Raw genomic sequence first — 18,849 nt, forward strand, 5'->3', positions numbered from 1 at the left:
TTCGCTCGATGTCATTTGATACCCGCGGTCGCGAACCCTTGGACGAAGTAGCGCTGCCCGATCAGGAACAGCACCACCATCGGCACCGTGGCCAGCGTCGTACCTGCCATCAGGAACGCCCACTGCGTGTCGTTCTCGGTCCGGAACACCGAGAGTCCGACCTGGATCACTCGCAGGCTGTCGCTCTTGGTCACCAGCAGCGGCCAGAGGAAGTTGTTCCACGACCCCTCGAAGGTGAGCAGCGCGACGGTGATGAACGCCGGCTTCACCAGCGGCGTCATGATCCGGGCATAAATACCCAGCTCACCGAGGCCGTCCAGCCGCGCCGCCTCCTCGAGCTCGACCGGCAGATCCAGGTAGAACTGCCGGAACAGGAACACCGAGAACGGACTGACCGCGCCCGGGATGATCAGCGCCCACCACGTGTCCAGCCAGCCAGTGCCGCCCTGGCCAGTGATGTCGTTGCCGCCGAACAGCGGCATGAACCGCACGATCAGGAACTCCGGCAGGATCTTCGTGTACGTCGGGATCATCAGCGCACCCACGAACCCGAGGAAGATCAGCTGGCTGCCCCGGAACCGCAACCGCGCCAGCGCGTAACCGGCCATCGAGGCGATCACCACGTTCAGCACGGTGTGACTAGCCGCGATGACGAAACTGTTCCGCGCGTACGTCGCGAACGGCGCGGCCCGCAACGCGTCCGCGTAGTTGCCGAAGGCCCATTTCGTCGGGAGGATCCGGACCGGGAAGGCGGCGATGTCGGCCGGGGTCTTCACCGAGGTGAGCAGCATCCAGATGAACGGGACGATCATCACCACGGAGATCGCGCCCAGGGTCAGGTAGAGCGCGATGCGGCCGGCCCGAACCCGGCGTACTCCGTCAACGACTGCCACGGTCACCTCCGGTGATCCGCCGGTTGACCAGCGTCAGCATCAGCAGCAGCGCGAACAGCACCAGGCTCTGCGCGCAGGCGTAGCCCATCCGGAACTCCCGGAACGCGGACTTGTAGATCTCGTACGTCATCATCGTGGTGCTGTTCGCCGGACCGCCGTCGGTCAGGATGTACACCTGGTCGAACGACTGGAACGCGCCGATCACCGAGGTGACGAAGACGAAGAACGTGGCCGGCTTCAGCAACGGCACGGTCAGACTGAAGAACTGCCGCACCTTCGAGGCCCCGTCCACCGACGCCGCCTCGTACAACTCGCCCGGCAGGCTCTGCAGCGCGGCCAGGTAGATCAGCATCTTCAGTCCGATGCCCTGCCAGATGCCGACCACGATCACCGCCGGCATCGCCCAACTGGTCGAGGACAGCCAGTTCGGTCCGTCCAGGCCGAGGAACGACAGGATCGCGTTGGCCAGGCCGCTGCGCGGGTCGTAGATCCACAGCCAGACCAGCGCGACCGCGATCGTCGCGGTCACCTGCGGGATGAAGATCGCGGTCCGGAAGATCGCCCTGCCGGTCAGTTTGCTGTTCAGCATCAGCGCGATCAGCAGCGCGATCGTCATCGCCACCGGGACGGTGAAGAACGTGTAGACGCTGGTGTTCAGCACCGCCCGCCGGAACACGTCGTCGTGCACCAGATCGCGGAAGTTGTCCAGCCCGGCGAACCGCGGCGGCGTCAGTACGTCGTACGACGTGAAGCTCAGGACGACAGCCGCGACCAACGGGATGCCGATCCAGATGAGTGCGTGCAGCAAGGCGGGCGCGACCATCAGCAGACCGGCACGTCTCCGGCTGCGCAGCAGGCGGCGTGGTTGGTTGGTGGCCGGACCAGGGACGACTTCGCTGACCCGCTCCGGCACCATCGTTTCGGTCATAGGCGGGAGATCGCTTCCTTGCTCTGGTTCGCCAGCTCGTCGATCGCCTCCTTGGCGGTCCGCTGGCCCACCACCGCGGTCTCCAGAGTGGTCTTGATCTTCTCCCGGATCTCCATCCACGCCGGCGTACCACCCTCGGACCGCGCCTTGTCCATGTTGCCCAGGGCAAGCTTCACGAACCCGTTGTTCTTCACGTAGTCCGACGTCTGCAGGTCCTGCACACCAGGCACCGCGCCACGCTGCGCAGCGGTCGGCAGGATGGTGTCCGGCGTACCCAGGAACTCGACCAGCGCCTGCGCCGCCGCGGCGTGCTTGGTCGTTGCCGAGCGGGACACCAAGGTGCCGCCCTGGAACATCGCGGGCACCCGGTTGGCCAGCATGAACGCGCCGACCTTGTCCTCCTTGAGCAACTCCGGCGTCTGCTCCTGCAACTGCACCCACAGCGAGTTGTTCGCCATCATCATCGCGGACCGGCCCTGCGCCAGGGTGCTCGGTTGACCCGCCGCGGACTTGAACGAGTAGTCGCCCGACTTGTCCTTGATCACGTCGAGGAACAGCTGCAACGCCTCGACGCCACGGTCGTCGTTGAACTTCACCTGCTGCCCGGACTCGTCGAACAGCGTGCCGTCGTTGGCGAACAGGAACGTCTCCCAGCACTGCCGCAGATCGATCGAGAACGGATCGAACCCGACCCGGGTCAGCTTGCCGGACCCGTCGGCGCGGGTCAGTTCCCTGGCCATGGCGCGGAGTTCGGTCCAGTCCTTCGGCGGCTGCTTGATGCCGGCCTCGGCGAACATGTCCTTGCGATAGGTGACGATCCGGGTGTCCAGGATCAACGGGAGCGCGTACAGCTTCCCGTCGTACCGGCATGGCTCGAGCACCCGGTCCTCATAGTCGAAGCGCTTGCCGAGGTCGTCGGGCAGCGCGGCGAGCACCTTCTTGTGCGCGAACGGCGGGATCCAGCCGACGCCGAGCATCACCACGTCCGGCATCAGGCCGCCGGCCAGGCCAGTGGTGAGCTTCTCGTTCAGCGCGGCGTACGTCGTGTAGTCGACCTTGACCGTGACGTTGGGATTCTTCTGCTTGAACGCGGGCAGCAGCTTGCCCTCCAGCAACTGCTTGCCGGTGCTGCCCTCGTAGATCGGGGTGAGCAGCGTGATCTCACCCTCGGCGGGCCCGTCGGCGGCCGCCTGGCCGTCGCCGGACGGCGCCGCGGAACACCCGGTGGCGGCGGCGAACGCGCCGAGCCCGAGGGCCGACAGGACTGATCTGCGGGTGTACTCCATGGCGCGCCTTTCGTGGTGCTGCGGGATAGGAGTGGTGCAACGATCTACCAATCGGCGCGGCGGAGCTGATGCGGACTGGTGCAACGATGCACCGCATGCTAGGAAGCGTTCTCCGCGATCGTCAAGAGGTCGGGCCGGTTCCGCTATCGCTCGACTTTCAGCCTCCGGTGATGCATCGTTGCACTGCGATCCGGCAGGCACGGGGTGAACGGTGAGGAAGAATGCGCGGGTGGGCATGGGTGAGGTGACGATCCAGCAGGTCGCGACCGAGGCGGGCGTCTCGCCGAGCACGGTGTCGAACCTGCTGAACGGGCGGAACCACCGGATGCTGCCGGAGACGCGGCAGCGGATCGAGACGGCGATCGACAAGCTCGGCTACCGGCCGAACCGGGCCGCCAGGCAACTGCGCACCGGCCGCAACACCACGATCGGCCTCGTCGTCCCCTCGGTCGGCAACCCGTTCTGGGGCGCGCTCGCGCGACACATCGAGTCGGCCGCGCTGGCCGAGGGCTACCACGTGCTGCTATGCAACTCCGAGCGCGATCCGCGCCGCGAACGCGACTACATCGACGAGCTCTGGGCGGACGGCGTTCATGGGGTCGTGCTCTGTTCGTCGCTGCCGTCGCTCGAGCATGTGATGCCGCTGGTCGAGCGCGGACTGCAACTGGTCGCGTTCGACCGTACGTCGCAGGCCGGCGACCCGGCGTCGCTGGTGAGCATCAGCGTCGACAACGCGGTCGGCAGCCAGCTGGCGACACAGCACCTGACGGATCTCGGCCACCGACGGCTGGCGTACGTGTCCGGGGCGCTGGCGAGCGTGAACCGCAAGGAGCGGTACCGCGGCTTCGTCGCCGGGTTGGAGCAGGCCGGCCTTGATCCGGCGGAGGCGTTGCGCGCGCCGACCGGGAGCGGCGCTGACGACTTCGGGGATGTCGAGGCGTCGGAGCTTGGCCGTGCGGCGGCTGCGGAGCTGGTCGCGCTGGACGAGCCGCCGACCGCGATCGTGGCGATCAACGACATGTGCGCGCTTGGTGTCTGCCGCGGGCTGCGCGACGGTGGGCTCGAGGTGGGCAAGGATGTGTCGGTCGTGGGGTTCGACGACATCGTGCTGGCGGATCTGTACGCGCCGACGCTGACCACCGTGCGGCAGCCGATGCGTGAGATGGCGGCGGCCGCGTTCAGCCAACTGCGGTCGCGGCTGGATGACCCCGGGCCGTCGCAGGGGCAGTCGCTGCTCTTCCGGCCCGAGTTGATCGTGCGCGAGTCCACTGCGCCTCCGCCGTAGGGTGGGGGCGTGCAACGGATCTCCTCGCGGAATGCCCGGTTCCAGGTGTGGCAGGCGTCCCTGACCAACCGGACCAAGCGGCAGCGTGCGGGCGAGTTCCTGGTCCAGGGTGTCCGGCCGATATCGCTTGCCGTGGACAACGGGTGGCCGGTGCGGACGGTCATCACCGACGCCTCACGACCGTTGTCCCGCTGGGCTCAGGAGTTGCTGCAGCGGTTGCCGGCCGTCGAGCGCGTTGCGATGGCGCCGGAGTTGCTGGCCGAGCTGGGCGAGAAGGACGAGGTTTCACCCGAGCTTGTCGCGGTGCTGGAGCTGCCCCCGGACGACCTGGACCGGATCCCGGTGCGGCCGGACTTCCTCGGCGTCGTGTTCGACCGGCCGACCGGGCCGGGGAACATCGGGTCGATCATCCGGTCCGCCGACGCGTTCGGTGCGCACGGCGTGATCGTCACCGGGCACGCCGCCGACGTTTACGACCCGAAGGCGGTCCGCGCGACCACCGGGTCCTTGTTCGGCATTCCCGCCGTACGCGCGCCGTCGCAGCGTGAAGTGCTCGAGTGGGTACGACGCTCGGCCGACGTACCGATCGTTGTCGTGGGCACCGACGAGCACGGGTCGGTGGACGTGTTCGACTTCGACTTCACCCAGCCGACCCTGCTGCTCATCGGGAACGAGACGAACGGGCTGAGCGCGGGGTGGCGGGAGGCCGCGGACCAACTGGTGCGGATCCCGATCACCGGCTCGGCCAGTTCACTCAACGCCGCAAACGCCGCCACCGCCGTTCTGTACGAGGTCTCCCGCCAGCGTTCTTCCGTTTGATCAGGCGGTGCAGAGCAGTTCGCCGTGGAGGATGGCGATCCAGCCGTCGGGTTGGGCCGCCCAGGTTTGCCAGGCCGCTGAGATCGAGGTGAGTGTCTCGTCCGGCACGCCTGCCCGGCGAGCCTGATCGGACATCGCCGATTTGAGGATGCGGTCCGCCCACATTCCGCCCCAGAAGGCGCGATCCTCCGGGTTGGCGAACGTCCAGGTGCTCGCCGTCGCGTCCACCTTCTCGAAGCCGGCCTCCAGGGCCCAGCTCAGCAGGCGCCGGCCGGCGTCCGGTTCGCCGCCGTTTGCGCGTGCCATCCGCTGGTAGAGCTCCATCCACTCGTCGATCTCGGGCAGCTCTGGATACCAGGTGAAGCCGTGGTAGTCCGAGTCCCGGACCGCGACGATCCCACCCGGCTTGCAGACCCGCCGCATCTCCCGGAGCGCCTGCACCGGATCCGACACATGCTGCAACACCTGGTGCGCATGGACGACGTCGTACGTGTCGTCAGGAACGTCCAGCGCGTGCACGTCGCCGACCACGAACTCCACGTCGACATCAAGCTTCGCGAAGGTCGCGCGAGTGATGTCGAGCGCCACGTCCGTCGCCTCGAGGGCCGTGGTCGGTCCCGGCTCGACCAGCCTCGCCAGGTCAGCGGTGATGGTGCCGGGACCTGCGCCGACATCGAGCAACGCCATCCCCGGCCGAAGATGCGGCAGCAGGTAACCAGCCGAGTTCTCCGCGGTCCGCCAACTGTGCGACCGCAACACCGACTCATGATGCCCATGCGTGTACACGTTGCTCATCCCAGGCTCCTTTGCCCTCTACCGACAATTCTCACGCTAACCCAGAATCTTGTTTTATGAGACATATTGTCTCGAATATTGGATGGATGGAGATGGCCGAATCTGGCCAGACCCGGGGCTGGTCGGCGGGCGACGCTTGGGTTGTTCAGTCGGACTCAGGAGGAATCAAGTGCTGGCCAAGGTGTTTCCGATCAAGTTGAAGGACGGCAATCAGGCGGCGGCCGAGGAGCTGGTGCGGGAGTTCGCGCCGGTGGGACCGGGGGCCGAGGAGGGGACGTTGTCGTTCCGGGTCTATCGCAATCCGGCGAACCCGGACTATCTGCTCTTCGTGGAGCACTTCGCGGATCAGGCGGCGTACGACGCGCACACCGGGTCGGCGGCGTACCGGGAGCTGATCGCGGGGAAGTTCGCCGGGCTGATCGTGGAGTTCGTCGAGATCGATCATGAACTGGTGGTGAGCTTGTGAGCGAGTTGGCTCGGAGGTTGCGTGCGTTGCATGAGCGGCCGCCGTTGGTGTTGCCGAATGCTTGGGATGCCGGGTCGGCGCGGGCGATCGAGGCGGCTGGGGCTGCTGCGATCGCGACCACGAGTGCGGGTGTCTCGTGGGCGTCCGGAGTCGCGGATGCCGGCGGGTTGGACCGTACGGCGGCGATCGCTGCGGTCCGCGCGATCGTCGCGGCAGTGTCGGTGCCGGTGACTGCGGACGTCGAGTCCGGGTACGGCGATGTCGAGGCAACGGTTGCCGAGGTCATCGAAGCCGGCGCTGTTGGCATCAACCTGGAGGACAGCTTCGGTGGCTCGCTGATCGATCCGGCCTTGCACGCCGAGCGGATCGCCGCTGCGCGGGCCGTTGCCCCCGAGCTCGTCATCAACGCGCGGACGGACACCTATCTGTTCGGCGACGGGAGCGGCACGATCGAACGCGCCAAGCTGTACGCCGAGGCCGGCGCGGACGTGCTGTTCGTCCCGGGTGTCGTGGATGCCCCGACCATTCGCGAGCTGGTGGCTGCGTCGCCGTTGCCGCTCAACGTGATGGTCGGGCCGGGTCCGCCGACGGTTGCCGAGCTCACCGCGCTTGGGGTCACGCGCATCAGTGTCGGGCCGGCGATCACCGCCGGCGCCTACGGATTGGCGACGGCTGCGGCGAAGGAACTGCTCACGAGCGGCACCTACGAGGCGCTGTCCACCGCGGCGGAGTTCGGCAAGCTCAACTCTCTACTCCGGTGCCCGTGTAGCCGCACCACGATCTGGCGGGCTGCGCTGGCGCTGACGCCGGGCACGGACTCCAACGAACCGATCCCGGCGTCGTGGTCGAGCACGACGTTGCCTTCAGCAACGGCCCGCGCCAGCGGCCCGACCAGCTCGGCCTCTGTCAGCGCCTCGGGTCCCGGGAATGCGTGCGTCAGTCCGTGGCCGAGCCCCGCGACCGGTACGCCGTACACCTCGACGAGCTTGCGCAGTTCGTCGTACGCATCCTCGGGTGGGAGCTGATCGCGGACGACCGCCTGGACCGCGACCTCGAACGGTCCCCATGCGCCCGGCATGCGGACGCCAGGGTCGGCTTCGACCGCGACGAGTCGCGCGGCCCGCTCGACGACGTGGATGACACCTTCCCAGTACGGGAGATGTGCGTGCAGCAGCAGGTGATCCGGGCCGCCGGGACCGATCTCGAGCAGGCCGGGATCGCCGTCGAGGGAGATGGTCCGGCGGTAGACGCCATCCTCGACGGACTCGACGCCGGGGATCGCATGCTCCGCGAGGAACGCACTCACCGCGTCCCAGTCGTACGGCGTGGTGAACGGCAACCGCAACACCAGACCACCATCCGCGACCAGGCGATCGGTGCGACGCCGGCGGTCGCGGAGCTCACGTGGGGAGGCCCGGAAGATCTCATGCATCGCTCGGTTGAACTGCCGCAGACTCCCGAAACCGGACGCGAACGCGACGTCCGCGATGGACAGATCGCTGTCATCGAGGAGTCTGCGCGCGAAGTGGGCCCGTCTCGAGCGAGCGAACTGGTCCGGCGTGACGCCGAGGTGCTCGTGAAACAACCTGCGGAGATGGCGCGCCGACAGCCCGAGCCTCGCGCCGAGCGCCACCTCGCCGGACTCGTCCAGCACCCCGGCGATGATCAACTGAACGGCGCGACAGACCAGCTCTGGCGCCTCGTCCGGCACGGTCCCCGCGACCCGGTACGGCCGGCAGCGTAGGCAGGCGCGGTACCCGGCCGCCTCCGCAGCCGCAGCGAGCTCGAAGGTCCGGATGTTCTCCGCCAGGGGTTTCGCCCCGCATCCGGGCCGGCAGTAGATGCCCGTCGTACGGACCGCGGAATAGGTCGTCATCCGTCCACTGTCACCCCCTGACTACTCAGCTGTTCTGGCCACACGCTAGCGGCCTCCACGGACACTTTTCGGTGACGTCTGCTGGAATCCTGGTGCGAGCGGCGGCCGGGGGTGGCTAGGGTGCGGCGGTGCAGTCGAAACCTCTTGTCGTAGTGGTGAGCGGCCCGCCGGGGACCGGGAAAACGACGCTGGCGCACCGGGTGGCCGCCGCGATCGGATGTCCGGCGATCTGCCGGGACGAGATCAAGGAGGGGATGGTGCACGCGACGCCCGGGTTCGTACCCGGTCCCGGTGATCCACTGACGATGCGGACGCTGTCCACCTTCTTCGACGTGATCGGCCTGCTGGTCGGCCGCGGTACGACGATCGTGGCCGAAGCCGCGTTCCAGGACCGGATCTGGAGTCCCGGCCTCACCCCGCTGCTGAACCGCGCCGAGCTGCGGATCATCCACTGCACGGTCCCCGCCGACGTCGCGCTCGCTCGGATCACCGCGCGTACGGCGACCGACCCGAAACGGACCGCGCACGAGGACGCGCAGATCAGCGCCGATGCGCGGCTGCGGACCCACAACGCCTTCCAGGCAGTCGATCTGCCGGTTCCGGCGCTCACGGTCGACACCTCGAGCGAGGACTACAATCCGTCGCTCTCGAAGATCATCGCGTTCTTGTCCGAGTGACCGGATAAGGTCCTCAGGAGTCGACTGAGAGGGGCCTGGGGATGCTGTTCGAAGGGTTGACGTCAGCGCATGTCGCGGACGCGTGTCTTCGGGCCGGGGTGCCTGTGCGGACCGCGTCGCTGACGGCTGTGGTCGGAGGCCGGGTGGCTGGGCGCGTGTTGCCGGCGCAGCATGTAGGCAGTGTTGACGTCTTCTTGGAGGCGTTCGAGTCGGCCGAGGACGGCGACGTACTGGTTGTGGACAACGGCGGGCGGAGGGACGAGGCGTGCGTGGGCGACCTGGTCGCACTCGAGGCCAAGGCCGCCGGACTCGCCGGGATCGTGATCTGGGGACTGCATCGCGACACGGTCGACATCACTGCGATCGGGCTGCCGGTGTTCAGCCTCGGGGCGATGCCGACCGGGCCGTTGCGGCTCGACCCGCAACCCGATGATGCGTTGTCCACGGCAACTATCGGTGACTGGACGGTGAGCCGGGACGACGTCGTACTGGGTGATGAGGACGGCGTGGTCTTTGTGCCGGCCGATAGCGTGGACGAGGTGACTGGACTGGCCGTGTCCATTCGCGATACCGAGCATCGGCAGGCGGGCGAGATCCGGGCCGGCCGGTCGTTGCGGGAGCAGGTTCGGTTCGCGGAGTACCTGACAGCGAGGGCGACTGATCCTTCACTGACTTTCCGGCAACATCTACGCGCAGTTCGAGGAGCGATCGAGGAATGACCACCGCGGATGCCGCAGGCACCTGGAAGCTCGGCAACGTCACCGTCAACCGGATGGGCTTCGGCGCCATGCGGATCACCCCTAACCCCGATCGTCAGGTGGCGATCCGGGTCTTGAGGCGGGCGGTCGAGCTTGGCGTCAACCACATCGACACGGCTGCGTTCTACCGTTCGCCGGGCGGGACGCTGAGGGTCGGTGACGGCGAGGCGCGGTATGCCAACGAGCTGATCCGCGAGGCGTTGGCGCCGTACCCCGATGAGCTGGTGATCACGACAAAGGTCGGGCCGGGCGAGAACCCTGAGCGTGGTTTCTACCATGCGCTGACCGCGGCCGAGCTGCGGACGCAGGTCGAGACGAACCTGCGCCAGCTCGGCCTCGACTGCCTGGACGTTGTGAACATGCGGATCATGAAGAAGCCGGGCGCCGACTCGATCGCGGACCGATTCGGAGCGCTCGCTGACCTGCGGGACGCCGGGCTGATCCGGCAGCTCGGGGTGTCGAACGTGCGTGCGGACCACCTGGACGAGGCGCTCGCGATCGCGCCGGTGGTGTGCGTGCAGAACAGCTACGCCATCGATCTGCGCCGTGAAGAGGACGCGCTGATCCGGCTGTGCGCTGAACGGGACATCGCCTACGTCCCGTTCTTCGCGATCGCCGGCGCGGAGCGTGAGAGCGGCGCGACGCCTGAGGACTCGTCTGCTGTTGAGGCGATCGCCGCCCAGCACGGCGTCTCGCCGCAACAGATCCGGCTCGCGTGGACTCTGCATCAAGGTGCGAATGTGCTGGCGATCCCGGGCACCGGGAACCCTGCCCATCTCGAGGAGAACATCGCCGCCGGCGCCATACGGTTGTCGCCTGCGGAGCTGGCCGCGCTGGGCTGACGCCTTAGGACGTCGACTGGCTGACCGCGGCCCGTACTGCGGGGACTACCTCCTGCGCCCACCGCGCGACCTGGACGTCGTACGCGTCGGCGCCTCGCGGGAACAACGTGAACCCGGCCGCGCCGTGCTCGAGGATCGCGCCAGTGAGTTCCTCGATCCACTGCGCGGGCGAACCACCGATCCAGCGGCCCTCGTCATCGCGGGCACGGCGGGCCGGCGACGCGGTGAGCGCGCCGGGGAAGTTGTAGATCGTGGCGACGTCGGACGGCTTGCGGCCGACCGACAGCGCGGCCTCGTCGATGATCGGGCGGGACCAGTGGTAGCGGTCGCTCAGCCAGTCCGCGGCGCGCCCCGGGATCCAGCCGTCCGCCTGCCGGCCGGTCGCGGCGAGCGACTTCGGGCCGTTCGATCCGGTCCAGATGAGCGGCGCGGGAACGTTCGCCGGCTCGAGCTGACCGATCGGGTAGTGCTTGGTCGGTTCGGGTCGGCCGCCGTCGGACATCGCGTGGAGGAGTTGCATCGCCTCCTCGAAGGCTTCGACCGCTTCGGCGGGCCGCAGTCCCGGTACGCCCATCGTGGTGATCCGGTCCCAGGCGCCGCCCGCGCCGAGGCCGAGGATGAACCGCCCGTCGGACAGTGCGGCGAGGGAGGTCGCCGTGCGTGCAAGAACGGGGGCCGGGCGCAGCGGGAGATTGGTGACGTTGACGAACGCGGACAGGTGCTGGGTCCGGCCGAGGAGTACGCCGATTGTCGCGTAGCCGTCGAGGAGGTCGGCGACGTACGGGTGGTCCGAGACCGAGACATGGTCCAGCCCGTCCCGGTCGGCCTGCGTGGCCAGGTGCAGGAGGGCGGTGACGTCGCGGACGCCGGCCGGGGAGCCGTAGCCGAACTTGGGGGTCATGATGAGGTCTCCTTATAGTTCGTAGGCCTAAATAGTAGCGCTACGAACTATGAGGCCTGCAAACTGTTTGCTGACCGGACTACCATGAGGGCATGGCCACAACGACAGCGCGGGACGCGGACCTGGCCGGTGCACTGGTCCAGACGATGCACGTGCTGCAGGATCTGTACGCCGAGACCAGCCGGCCGCTCGGCCTCACCCCGCAGCAGGCCCACCTGCTGTGCGTCCTGCTCGGCGGGCCGCTCGGGATGACCGAGCTCAGCCGCATCCTCAGCATCGAACGCTCCAGCCTGACGAGCATGGTCGACCGCCTCGAACGCCGCGACCTGGTCAGCCGGATCCCCAACCCGACCGACCGTCGCGCCTGCCAGATCGAGCTGACCAAGTCCGGCCTCGCCCTGGCGCACGACGCCCACAAAGGCTTCACCGAGCGCATCGACGCGATGACCACGGGTCTGACCGCGGCCGACCGTCGCACCCTCGCGGCGACCCTGCAGAAGATCGTCGCCGAGGCCTGAGTGCCCGAGGTCGTCCGCGCTGGGGCCCGGATCGCCTACGAGGTGAGTGGTGACGGGCCGGCCCTCGTACTGATCCGGAACAACCGGCGACCGCGGGACTTTCGGCCGGCCGACTGGCTTGCCGACCGGTTCCGGGTGGTGCAGGTGCATCCGGTCGGATTCGGCGCGAGTGAGCGGCCGGCGGAGTACGACTTCGGGAGCATCGGCGCGCAGGTGCTGGCGGTCCTCGACCACGAGGGCATCGACCGGTTCGTGGTGTGGGGTTTCTCCCAGCCGGCCTGCATGGCGGCGATGGTCGCGCGGACGACGAGCCGCGCGGCGGGCCTCGTCATGGGCGGGGTCGCGCCGATCGGAATCCCGACCGACGGCGACATGCGCCGGATGGAACGGGAGCCTCGGCTACGCCGGCCGCCGTTGGAGTTCTGGCGCGCGTACCGATCCCACGACTGGCACCACGAGCTCAGATGCTTCACCGGCACCAAGATCGTGTACGTCGGGACCGCGGACAAGGCGATCAACCGGGTACGGCGCCTGAAGCCGGTGCTCCGGGGCATCGACTGTGTGTGTTTGGAGTTCGAGGGACTCGACCACGCGGCGTCCTCGCTGGGTGTCGACACACCGGATGGTCGGCTCATCGTCGAGGCCGTGGTGGAGCACCTGCCCGACGGGTGGTGAGGTCAGCGGCGGCCGCCGAACTCCCACGGGAAGACTTCGGCGTCGGGTGCCTCGACGAGCGTTGCGGCGGCCTGTGGCTCGGGAGCTTCTACGAGGGCAGCGCGGCCCAGGTGTTTGCCGGCGTCGAGACTGAGCAGGTCGCCGTACATGATGAGGTGCGGTGAGGTGAGCGGCCGGGGCTCGTCCTGGGTGATGACCAGGTAGCGGTTGTACCCCTCGACGGCGTTCGCGAAGTCCCACATGGTGGTGCCGACGTGCTTGCAGAAACGGTGGATCTGGATCGAGTCGAAGGCGCCGGCGCGGTAGTACGGCTCGTCGTACGCGAAGGTGTTGACGGCCTCGTCGTCCGGGAGATCGACGATGTGCAGGCTGCCGGTCGTCTCCTCGCCGTCCGCGGTCAGCGTCGGACCACGGGCGACGAGCTCCTCGGCGTACCGATCCATGAACGCCCAGTGCTCCTCGTTGAGGTTCACCTTGACGTCGTACCCACCGACCCGGTCCCGTCCGTACACGAAGTACTCCACGGGACCGGACCTTAGCCGCTCAGGAGTTCGCGGCCAGGTGGAGTCGGAGGATGGTGTCGTAGTCGACGATCTCGACGGCGGCGTCGGTCACGTCGGCCGGGTTGACCGTGTCCTGGGTGCCGATCACCAGCAGCTTGCGCGGGTCGCTGACCTCAACGCCGTACTTCGTCTGGGCGAAGGCACGGTGCTCGGGGGACGTGAAGTAGTCCGCGTACCGAGCGAGGGCGACCGCACCGTCGTGCACCGAGGTCGTGCGGTGGTGCTTCTTGCCCTCCAGCAGCGGGAGGCCGAGGTCGCCGACGATGTGGTTGCCGTCCGCGGTTTCGAGGATGAAGTCCGGCTGCAGCGCGTCGCCGTCCTCCTGCCGCTCGAGGAACGGCCGGCGGATCAGCCGGGTCGCGTCGAACGCCGACAGCAGGATGCTCTCGTTGTCCTCGAGGAACTGGTCGACGGTCGAGTCCGGCAGGCCGTGCCCGAGGTACGTGCTGGCGAACGGGGAACCCTTCAGGTCCAGGTCGCCCACCGGCACGCTCAGGGTGCCGATCGGGTCGAGGTGGTCCGCGGCCTGGGCGTAGTTCCGCAGGAAGGCGAGGTACTTGTCGGCCGGCTCGGACCGGTGGATCGCGAGCGCGAAGAACGTCCAGTGGACCCGGATCGACGCGCCGACGGTGTGTACGAGCAGGACCCGGTCGAACAGCGAGTAGTTGCCCGGCGCGAACTGCAGGAGCTGCTCACCCGGCCCGACGAACTCGTTGCCGATCATCTTGTCCGCACCCGGGAACCGATCCACCAGCTCCCGCCGGCCGACCTCGGTCGCGACAGTGGCGTCCTTGAACAGGTTCTCCCCCGGCAGCGAGACGACCGCTGCACCGTCGCCGAGCCCAAAGTACTCCTCGACGCTCGCCGCCTTCCGCCGCCGTACCTCGAGCGACCGGTACTCCCGGCTCACCCCGACCAGCTCCACGATGTTCCAGTCCGGCGTCTCCGTCAGCACCATCATCCGCGGAAACAGCAACGGCCCCGGCAGCTCGTTCCGGTGACTCCCGGCCAGATGCTCCCCCACCCCCTTGAGGTGCTCCCCCCAGAACTGACCATTCACCTTCACAAACTCAGTGGGCTTCATCGCCTGCTCTCTCTCGCGCTCACACTCCGACGTAACAGCCAACTCCAGCCTGACCCACCGCTATTCCCCGAAGTATGCCGGGGTATGGCGCGGCGCTCCGTCGGTAGTGGCCGTCAGAGCTGGGATCGCAGGACCTCGAACTCGCAGCCTGGTGAGGCTGGGTCGAAGCCGTGCTCGATGAGCCAGCGCGATGCGCCCAGGCTTCGCAACGACCACCACGCGCGGATCACGTCGAGATCGACGTCGTCGGTGCCGTAGCCGGCGAGGAGGTCGGCAAGGCGCTCCTCGTGTCCGAGCGTCAGAATGGCGAGGTCGAACATCGCGTCGCCCTGGCTCGCCTCGGACCAGTCGATCACGCCGGTGACCTCGTCACCGTCGGCGAATATGTGGGTGATCTGCAGATCCCCGTGCGTGAACACCGGTTTCCACGGCCGGAGCGCTACCTCGGCAATCTCGCGGTTCCGGGTGACGAGGTCGGCGGGCAGTACGCCGTTGGCGATGAGCCACTCGCATTCGCTGTCGAGGTGCGCTGCGAGCTCGTCGATGCTCTTACCGTTCCACGGCGGCAGCGGCGCATCGTGCAACGTCCGTACGGCGGCACCCGCCGCAGCCCACGCCGCCGCGGACGCACTCGACGGCTCCCCGAGCACGCCGAGCGCTGTCCCCGACACCGCAGCAAGCGCGAGCACATGCGGCTTCCGCCACAGCACCTCCGGAGTCGGGATCGGCACCATGGCCATCGCCTCGACCTCGACGTCCAAGCGCGTCTGATCAGCGTCGACCTTCAGGAACATGTCGCCGACGCGCAGAGTCGTCCGCTCGCTATGCGCGACGACAACCTCAACCTCATCCACGCCGGCAATTCTCGCGAGGGGCCTACCAAAAGTCGCCAGATTTACTGCTCCCGACCACGCGCAGCCGCTTTCGACGTCGCGTCCGGGCTCCCGCCTCCTCTGGCCAAGGATCGTCACCGCCGTAAGTACACTGCGCTCTCATGTCATCCGAGCAGGTCACCGTCGGCCCGGTCGAACTCAGCTACACCCTCACCCAGGACGACTGGCTCGATGGCTTCATCGCCCACCGACGCCACGTTCGTCGTCCCTGGCTGGTCCCGCTACTGATCGCCGCGGCCGTCGTCGGGGTCCTCCTCGCGTCTCGCGACTCCCGGGCCCTGTCGGCGGGTGACGTCGCAGCCCTCGCCTTGGCGGTGTCCGTCGCCATCGTGATCGGCCTGCTGCTGTTCCGGTTCCTTGTCACCGCCCGCTGGATGTATCGCTGGCAGGTGCGCCTGATCATGCGCGGGAATCCGTGGCTGTCCGAGCCCATCCGAGCCACCGTCGACGACACCGGCCTAAGTCTCACCAGCGCAAGCCGAAGCGAAACAGCCGCCTGGTCCAACTACCTCCGGTACGTCGAAACCGACCGGTCGTTCGTACTCCGCGCGTCCGAGCGACTCGGCGCCGCGATCCTCGTCCTGCCAAAGCGCGGCCTGGTCACGGCCGAACCCGCGCCACTACGCGCGCTCCTCGAAACCCACTGCCGCCAACGTCACACCGATTAGCCTGGCCCTCGGCGCAGCCCCTGACCACGTTTCCGCAGGTCAGGGGCTCTTTTCGTGCGGGTGGCGGGTGCAGGGTTCGACCTGCGTAGGCATACGGCGACAGATTTACAGCCCAGCCCACAATCTGGGCCCTGACCAGGCAAAACGCCGTTCCCGGCCGGCGCGAGGGCACGACCAGGGCCGACGGGTCTCGATATCCAGCCTGCGATCTCCGGATTATGTGTAGGCCCGACGTCGCCTCACGAGTCTCGGGAATCTCGATAGCAGGCACGAAGCCGTGCAGATAGCCGTCTGATTCGTCTCAGCAGTCGCACCGAGGCTCTGCCGTTTCTGAGCGCTCCGGGTGCGGTTCCGGGTACGCCGATCCGTGTCCGGTCGCCGTACGGATGCCGAGCCTTGAATGAGCTTGAGCGCCCAGCGCGCGACACAATGTCTGCCATGCCGCCAACTAGTGCCGGGCTAACCGGCCGAGGAACAACAACCAAGTCATGCATCGACGTATCGCCCGCCAGGAGTGCGTCAGCACCAGAGCCGACGACCCCGCCGGACCACCGGGGATTGCAGACGTTCATGACCCGCTCACCCGCCACGAGCTTACGTACCTCGAGGTTCCAGAGATCGAATTTGTTAGTCTGGGCGTGGCCGGCGGCATATGGTCTCCGCCTACGGCCAGGTCGTGGTTCCGGCGTCAGGGGCAAAATCGAGAGCCTGCAATCCGTATGACCCGAAATGCGATTTCCGGAGCGCGTTCACTGACAGCCACTCGAACGTCGCGGGGTTGCCGATCAATGCCGGATTGATGACGAACCGTACTTCGTCGCGCGCGGTGTTGAACGAGAACGGAACGTCAGTGGTGACGGCTTCTCCACCCGAGGGGAGCGGCGTCCGATCGATGACAAACGCTCGGAATGCGATGCCGTCCCAGCTCAGCAGAACGAAATACTCGAACCGGTTTTTCTGACCTGGCGGGTACAGATAACCCGCGATCGAGCCTGGCTGGGTGTCCAGGGCGAAGGCCCATAAGAACATCCCGGACGCACCGTTTGGCTGCGGGGGTGCTGCCGGCACCGGAGCCGCCAGCCGCATGGTCATTGCAAAGGTTCCAGACTCCTTGGAGACCTCGGCCCGGACGATATCGAAGTATCCCTGCTCCTTCTCGCTGCCCAGGCTTTGGGTGTTCGGATTGCCCGCGTCTCCGACAGGATCGTCAACCGCCACGGTTTGAGCGCTCGCGGTGCCAGTACCGATGAAGGCGACCAGCATCGACGCCAGCGCCGTGATCATGATTCTTCTGAACATGGTTCCCCCTGCTGCAACGGCCCCGGTCGGCCGGGAGCCGGAGCCGTCGTCTCACCATGCCTGCCGGCTGCCGCCCCCTCTTCCAGCCAGACTCCCCCCACCAACTCCGCTTCCACAAGGGCGCGCATCTGCAACGGAGAAATTTGCAGAATCCAAGCATTTGAGTAATTCCCGGCCATCCTATGTTTTCGGGCCGGGTACGAACGGGGGTATCGCATCCAGCGCGGCGACCCACTGGCCGGCGTTCCATTCGTCCACTTCGTGCTGGGAGACGTCCACGAACCCGGTACCCGTGCGCCCGGATGCCAGGTCGACCTCTCGCCTCGATTCTGCGCGGGAAACGCAACATCCCGAAGGGGATCGGCCTCAGACGACGAGCTAATCCGCCTCGTGATGACGCACCCGGTGAGGTGCCGACGCCCGCGCGAACGTCGCGGCGGACGGGTTGTTGACAAGCCGGGACGGCCAAAGTGTCGTCTGAGGCCCGCTGCTCAAGCCGTTCCTGCGGGCAGGCCGTACGACCTTCGGCACGCCGACATCACCTTCCAACTGAACGCCGGCGTACCCGCCACTCAGGCAGCCGAGTGGGCAGGCAACTCGGTCAAGATGGCGATGGAGGTCTACGCCGGATGCGTCGACGGCCAGACCAGCACACCCTCAAGCGGCTGATCGCCGCGACGGAGGAGGACGAGGCCGGACCGACTCCGAAGAACTAAGGGCACGAATAGGGCGCACAGGGCCGTTGCTCGCCGGTCCTGACCGGACACCACCGGACACCGGGCCCAGATACGACAGTGGCCCGTGATCTGCGTTTCCGCAGGTCACGGGCCACTTTGCGCTTGCTAGCTTGCTGGTGGCGGGTGCAGGGTTCGAACCTGCGTAGGCATACGCCGACAGATTTACAGTCTGCTCCCTTTGGCCGCTCGGGCAACCCGCCAGGGTGGTGCTGGTTCGTGAACCGGCGTGGGAGACGATACAACAGACAGTGCCCCTGACAGCAAATCGGAAAGGATGTGCCCATGGCTTCGGAGTCCTCCTTCGACATCGTGAACAAGGTCGACCGTCAGGAGGTGGACAACGCCGTGAACCAGGCGGCGAAGGAGATCAGCCAGCGGTTCGACTTCAAGAACGTGGACGCTGGGATCAAGTTGTCCGGTGAGGCGATCGACATGCAGGCGAACACCGAGGAGCGGGTGAACGCCGTACTGGACGTGTTCAAGGACAAGCTGGTCAAGCGGCAGATCTCGCTCAAGGGCCTCGAGACCGACGAGCCGAAGCTGTCGGGGAAGATCTACAAGATCAACGCCTCGATCAGCGCCGGCATCACCCAGGAGAACGCGAAGAAGCTGTCCAAGCTGATCCGCGACGAGGGGCCGAAGGGCGTCAAGGCGCAGATCCAGGGCGAGGAACTGCGGGTCTCGAGCAAGAGCCGCGACGACCTGCAGTCGGTCCAGGCGCTGATCAAGGGCCAGGACCTCGACTTCGCCGTCCAGTTCGTCAACTACCGCTGAGATCTCCGTACGACGCCGCGGTACGACGCCGTCGAGTCACGCGTCAGCGCGACGCCAGCCTGATAAGGGCCTGAGGGTCATGCCCGGTAATCGGGTCGCTTGGGCGGGGGGT

Annotated in this window: 20 protein-coding genes, 1 tRNA gene and 1 pseudogene; 11 read left to right on the forward strand and 11 right to left on the reverse strand. The window is 67.3% G+C overall.

All coding sequences use genetic code 11. The features are described 5' to 3' along the window. Positions 1–11 precede the first annotated feature (11 nt). Genes E0H73_RS26485 through E0H73_RS26495 form a run of 3 tightly spaced genes read right to left on the reverse strand, consistent with a single transcriptional unit; the run spans position 12 to position 3,107 of the window. A complete protein-coding gene (locus tag E0H73_RS26485) occupies positions 12–893 on the reverse strand; it encodes a carbohydrate ABC transporter permease (protein ID WP_202867566.1) in 882 nt (293 codons plus the stop codon). Further along, positions 880–1,821 carry a carbohydrate ABC transporter permease gene (locus E0H73_RS26490; protein ID WP_131361160.1) on the reverse strand — a complete coding sequence of 314 codons (942 nt, stop codon included), beginning with the start codon at positions 1,819–1,821 and terminating at the stop codon, positions 880–882. Before E0H73_RS26490 ends, E0H73_RS26485 begins: the two co-directional genes overlap by 14 nt. Then, positions 1,818–3,107, reverse strand: a complete 1,290-nt coding sequence (locus E0H73_RS26495; RefSeq protein WP_131361162.1) for an ABC transporter substrate-binding protein — start codon at positions 3,105–3,107, stop codon at positions 1,818–1,820. Before E0H73_RS26495 ends, E0H73_RS26490 begins: the two co-directional genes overlap by 4 nt. Positions 3,108–3,318: 211 nt before the next feature. On the opposite strand from E0H73_RS26495, the gene E0H73_RS26500 reads away from it, so the two are divergent. Together E0H73_RS26500 and E0H73_RS26505 are read left to right on the forward strand one after the other, a co-directional pair. Beyond that, positions 3,319–4,392 (forward strand): LacI family DNA-binding transcriptional regulator, encoded by a 1,074-nt coding sequence (locus E0H73_RS26500; RefSeq protein ID WP_202867567.1) that lies wholly within the window; start codon positions 3,319–3,321, stop codon positions 4,390–4,392. A 9-nt stretch (positions 4,393–4,401) separates the two neighbouring features. Next, positions 4,402–5,211 (forward strand): RNA methyltransferase, encoded by an 810-nt coding sequence (locus tag E0H73_RS26505; RefSeq protein ID WP_131361164.1) that lies wholly within the window; start codon positions 4,402–4,404, stop codon positions 5,209–5,211. On the opposite strand, the gene E0H73_RS26510 is transcribed toward E0H73_RS26505, so the two are convergent. Further along, positions 5,212–6,006, reverse strand: a complete 795-nt coding sequence (locus E0H73_RS26510) for a class I SAM-dependent methyltransferase (RefSeq protein WP_131361170.1) — start codon at positions 6,004–6,006, stop codon at positions 5,212–5,214. A 169-nt stretch (positions 6,007–6,175) separates the two neighbouring features. Between E0H73_RS26510 and E0H73_RS26515 the strand changes: the two genes are divergently transcribed. Together E0H73_RS26515 and E0H73_RS26520 are read left to right on the forward strand one after the other, a co-directional pair. Continuing rightward, complete coding sequence (locus tag E0H73_RS26515) at positions 6,176–6,472, forward strand: putative quinol monooxygenase (RefSeq protein ID WP_165555818.1); 297 nt, start codon at positions 6,176–6,178, stop codon at positions 6,470–6,472. Next, positions 6,469–7,497, forward strand: coding sequence for an isocitrate lyase/PEP mutase family protein (locus E0H73_RS26520; protein ID WP_131361174.1), 1,029 nt, complete (start codon positions 6,469–6,471; stop codon positions 7,495–7,497). The genes E0H73_RS26515 and E0H73_RS26520 overlap by 4 nt, the downstream gene beginning before the upstream one ends. 119 nt (positions 7,498–7,616) lie before the next feature. On the opposite strand, the pseudogene E0H73_RS47360 reads toward E0H73_RS26520, so the two are convergent. After that, positions 7,617–8,348: pseudogene (locus E0H73_RS47360) on the reverse strand (helix-turn-helix domain-containing protein); the annotation flags it as partial. 128 nt (positions 8,349–8,476) lie between these two features. Here E0H73_RS47360 and E0H73_RS26530 point away from each other — a divergent pair. Genes E0H73_RS26530 through E0H73_RS26540 form a run of 3 tightly spaced genes read left to right on the forward strand, consistent with a single transcriptional unit; the run spans position 8,477 to position 10,625 of the window. Beyond that, positions 8,477–9,025 (forward strand): P-loop nucleotide/nucleoside kinase family protein, encoded by a 549-nt coding sequence (locus E0H73_RS26530; RefSeq protein WP_131361178.1) that lies wholly within the window; start codon positions 8,477–8,479, stop codon positions 9,023–9,025. Positions 9,026–9,066: 41 nt separating this feature from the next. Then, positions 9,067–9,744: an RraA family protein gene (locus tag E0H73_RS26535; RefSeq protein WP_131361180.1), complete on the forward strand. Its 678-nt coding sequence runs from the start codon at positions 9,067–9,069 to the stop codon at positions 9,742–9,744. Further along, positions 9,741–10,625, forward strand: coding sequence for an aldo/keto reductase (locus E0H73_RS26540; protein ID WP_131361182.1), 885 nt, complete (start codon positions 9,741–9,743; stop codon positions 10,623–10,625). The genes E0H73_RS26535 and E0H73_RS26540 overlap by 4 nt, the downstream gene beginning before the upstream one ends. A gap of 4 nt (positions 10,626–10,629) precedes the next feature. Here E0H73_RS26540 and E0H73_RS26545 read toward each other — a convergent pair whose 3' ends face one another. Beyond that, positions 10,630–11,526 (reverse strand): LLM class flavin-dependent oxidoreductase, encoded by an 897-nt coding sequence (locus E0H73_RS26545; protein WP_131361184.1) that lies wholly within the window; start codon positions 11,524–11,526, stop codon positions 10,630–10,632. A 92-nt stretch (positions 11,527–11,618) separates the two neighbouring features. Between E0H73_RS26545 and E0H73_RS26550 the strand changes: the two genes are divergently transcribed. Continuing rightward, positions 11,619–12,044, forward strand: coding sequence for a MarR family winged helix-turn-helix transcriptional regulator (locus tag E0H73_RS26550; RefSeq protein ID WP_131361186.1), 426 nt, complete (start codon positions 11,619–11,621; stop codon positions 12,042–12,044). Then, positions 12,045–12,719 carry an alpha/beta fold hydrolase gene (locus E0H73_RS26555; RefSeq protein ID WP_131361188.1) on the forward strand — a complete coding sequence of 225 codons (675 nt, stop codon included), beginning with the start codon at positions 12,045–12,047 and terminating at the stop codon, positions 12,717–12,719. It begins immediately after the preceding gene. A gap of 2 nt (positions 12,720–12,721) precedes the next feature. Here E0H73_RS26555 and E0H73_RS26560 read toward each other — a convergent pair whose 3' ends face one another. The 3 genes from E0H73_RS26560 to E0H73_RS26570 all read right to left on the reverse strand — a co-directional run bounded on the left by E0H73_RS26560 (position 12,722) and on the right by E0H73_RS26570 (position 15,220). Then, a complete protein-coding gene (locus E0H73_RS26560) occupies positions 12,722–13,243 on the reverse strand; it encodes a YciI family protein (RefSeq protein WP_131361190.1) in 522 nt (173 codons plus the stop codon). A gap of 19 nt (positions 13,244–13,262) precedes the next feature. After that, the gene (locus E0H73_RS26565) at positions 13,263–14,366 is read right to left on the reverse strand and encodes a hypothetical protein (protein WP_131361192.1); all 1,104 of its coding nucleotides are present in this window, start codon (positions 14,364–14,366) and stop codon (positions 13,263–13,265) included. A 113-nt stretch (positions 14,367–14,479) separates the two neighbouring features. Further along, complete coding sequence (locus tag E0H73_RS26570) at positions 14,480–15,220, reverse strand: aminoglycoside phosphotransferase family protein (RefSeq protein WP_131361194.1); 741 nt, start codon at positions 15,218–15,220, stop codon at positions 14,480–14,482. A gap of 140 nt (positions 15,221–15,360) precedes the next feature. Here E0H73_RS26570 and E0H73_RS26575 point away from each other — a divergent pair, with 140 nt between their 5' ends. Next, a complete protein-coding gene (locus E0H73_RS26575) occupies positions 15,361–15,927 on the forward strand; it encodes a YcxB family protein (protein ID WP_131361196.1) in 567 nt (188 codons plus the stop codon). 663 nt (positions 15,928–16,590) lie between these two features. Here the strand turns inward: E0H73_RS26575 and E0H73_RS26580 are convergent. Both E0H73_RS26580 and E0H73_RS26585 read right to left on the reverse strand, forming a co-directional pair. Beyond that, the gene (locus E0H73_RS26580) at positions 16,591–17,211 is read right to left on the reverse strand and encodes a hypothetical protein (RefSeq protein ID WP_131361198.1); all 621 of its coding nucleotides are present in this window, start codon (positions 17,209–17,211) and stop codon (positions 16,591–16,593) included. 866 nt (positions 17,212–18,077) lie between these two features. Beyond that, positions 18,078–18,163: transfer RNA gene (locus tag E0H73_RS26585), tRNA-Tyr, on the reverse strand. An 82-nt stretch (positions 18,164–18,245) separates the two neighbouring features. On the opposite strand from E0H73_RS26585, the gene E0H73_RS26590 reads away from it, so the two are divergent. Further along, positions 18,246–18,737 (forward strand): YajQ family cyclic di-GMP-binding protein, encoded by a 492-nt coding sequence (locus tag E0H73_RS26590; RefSeq protein WP_131361200.1) that lies wholly within the window; start codon positions 18,246–18,248, stop codon positions 18,735–18,737. Positions 18,738–18,849 lie beyond the last annotated feature (112 nt).

It is taken from the genome of Kribbella pittospori, from assembly GCF_004331465.1.
Taxonomy (GTDB): Bacteria; Actinomycetota; Actinomycetes; order Propionibacteriales; family Kribbellaceae; genus Kribbella; species Kribbella pittospori.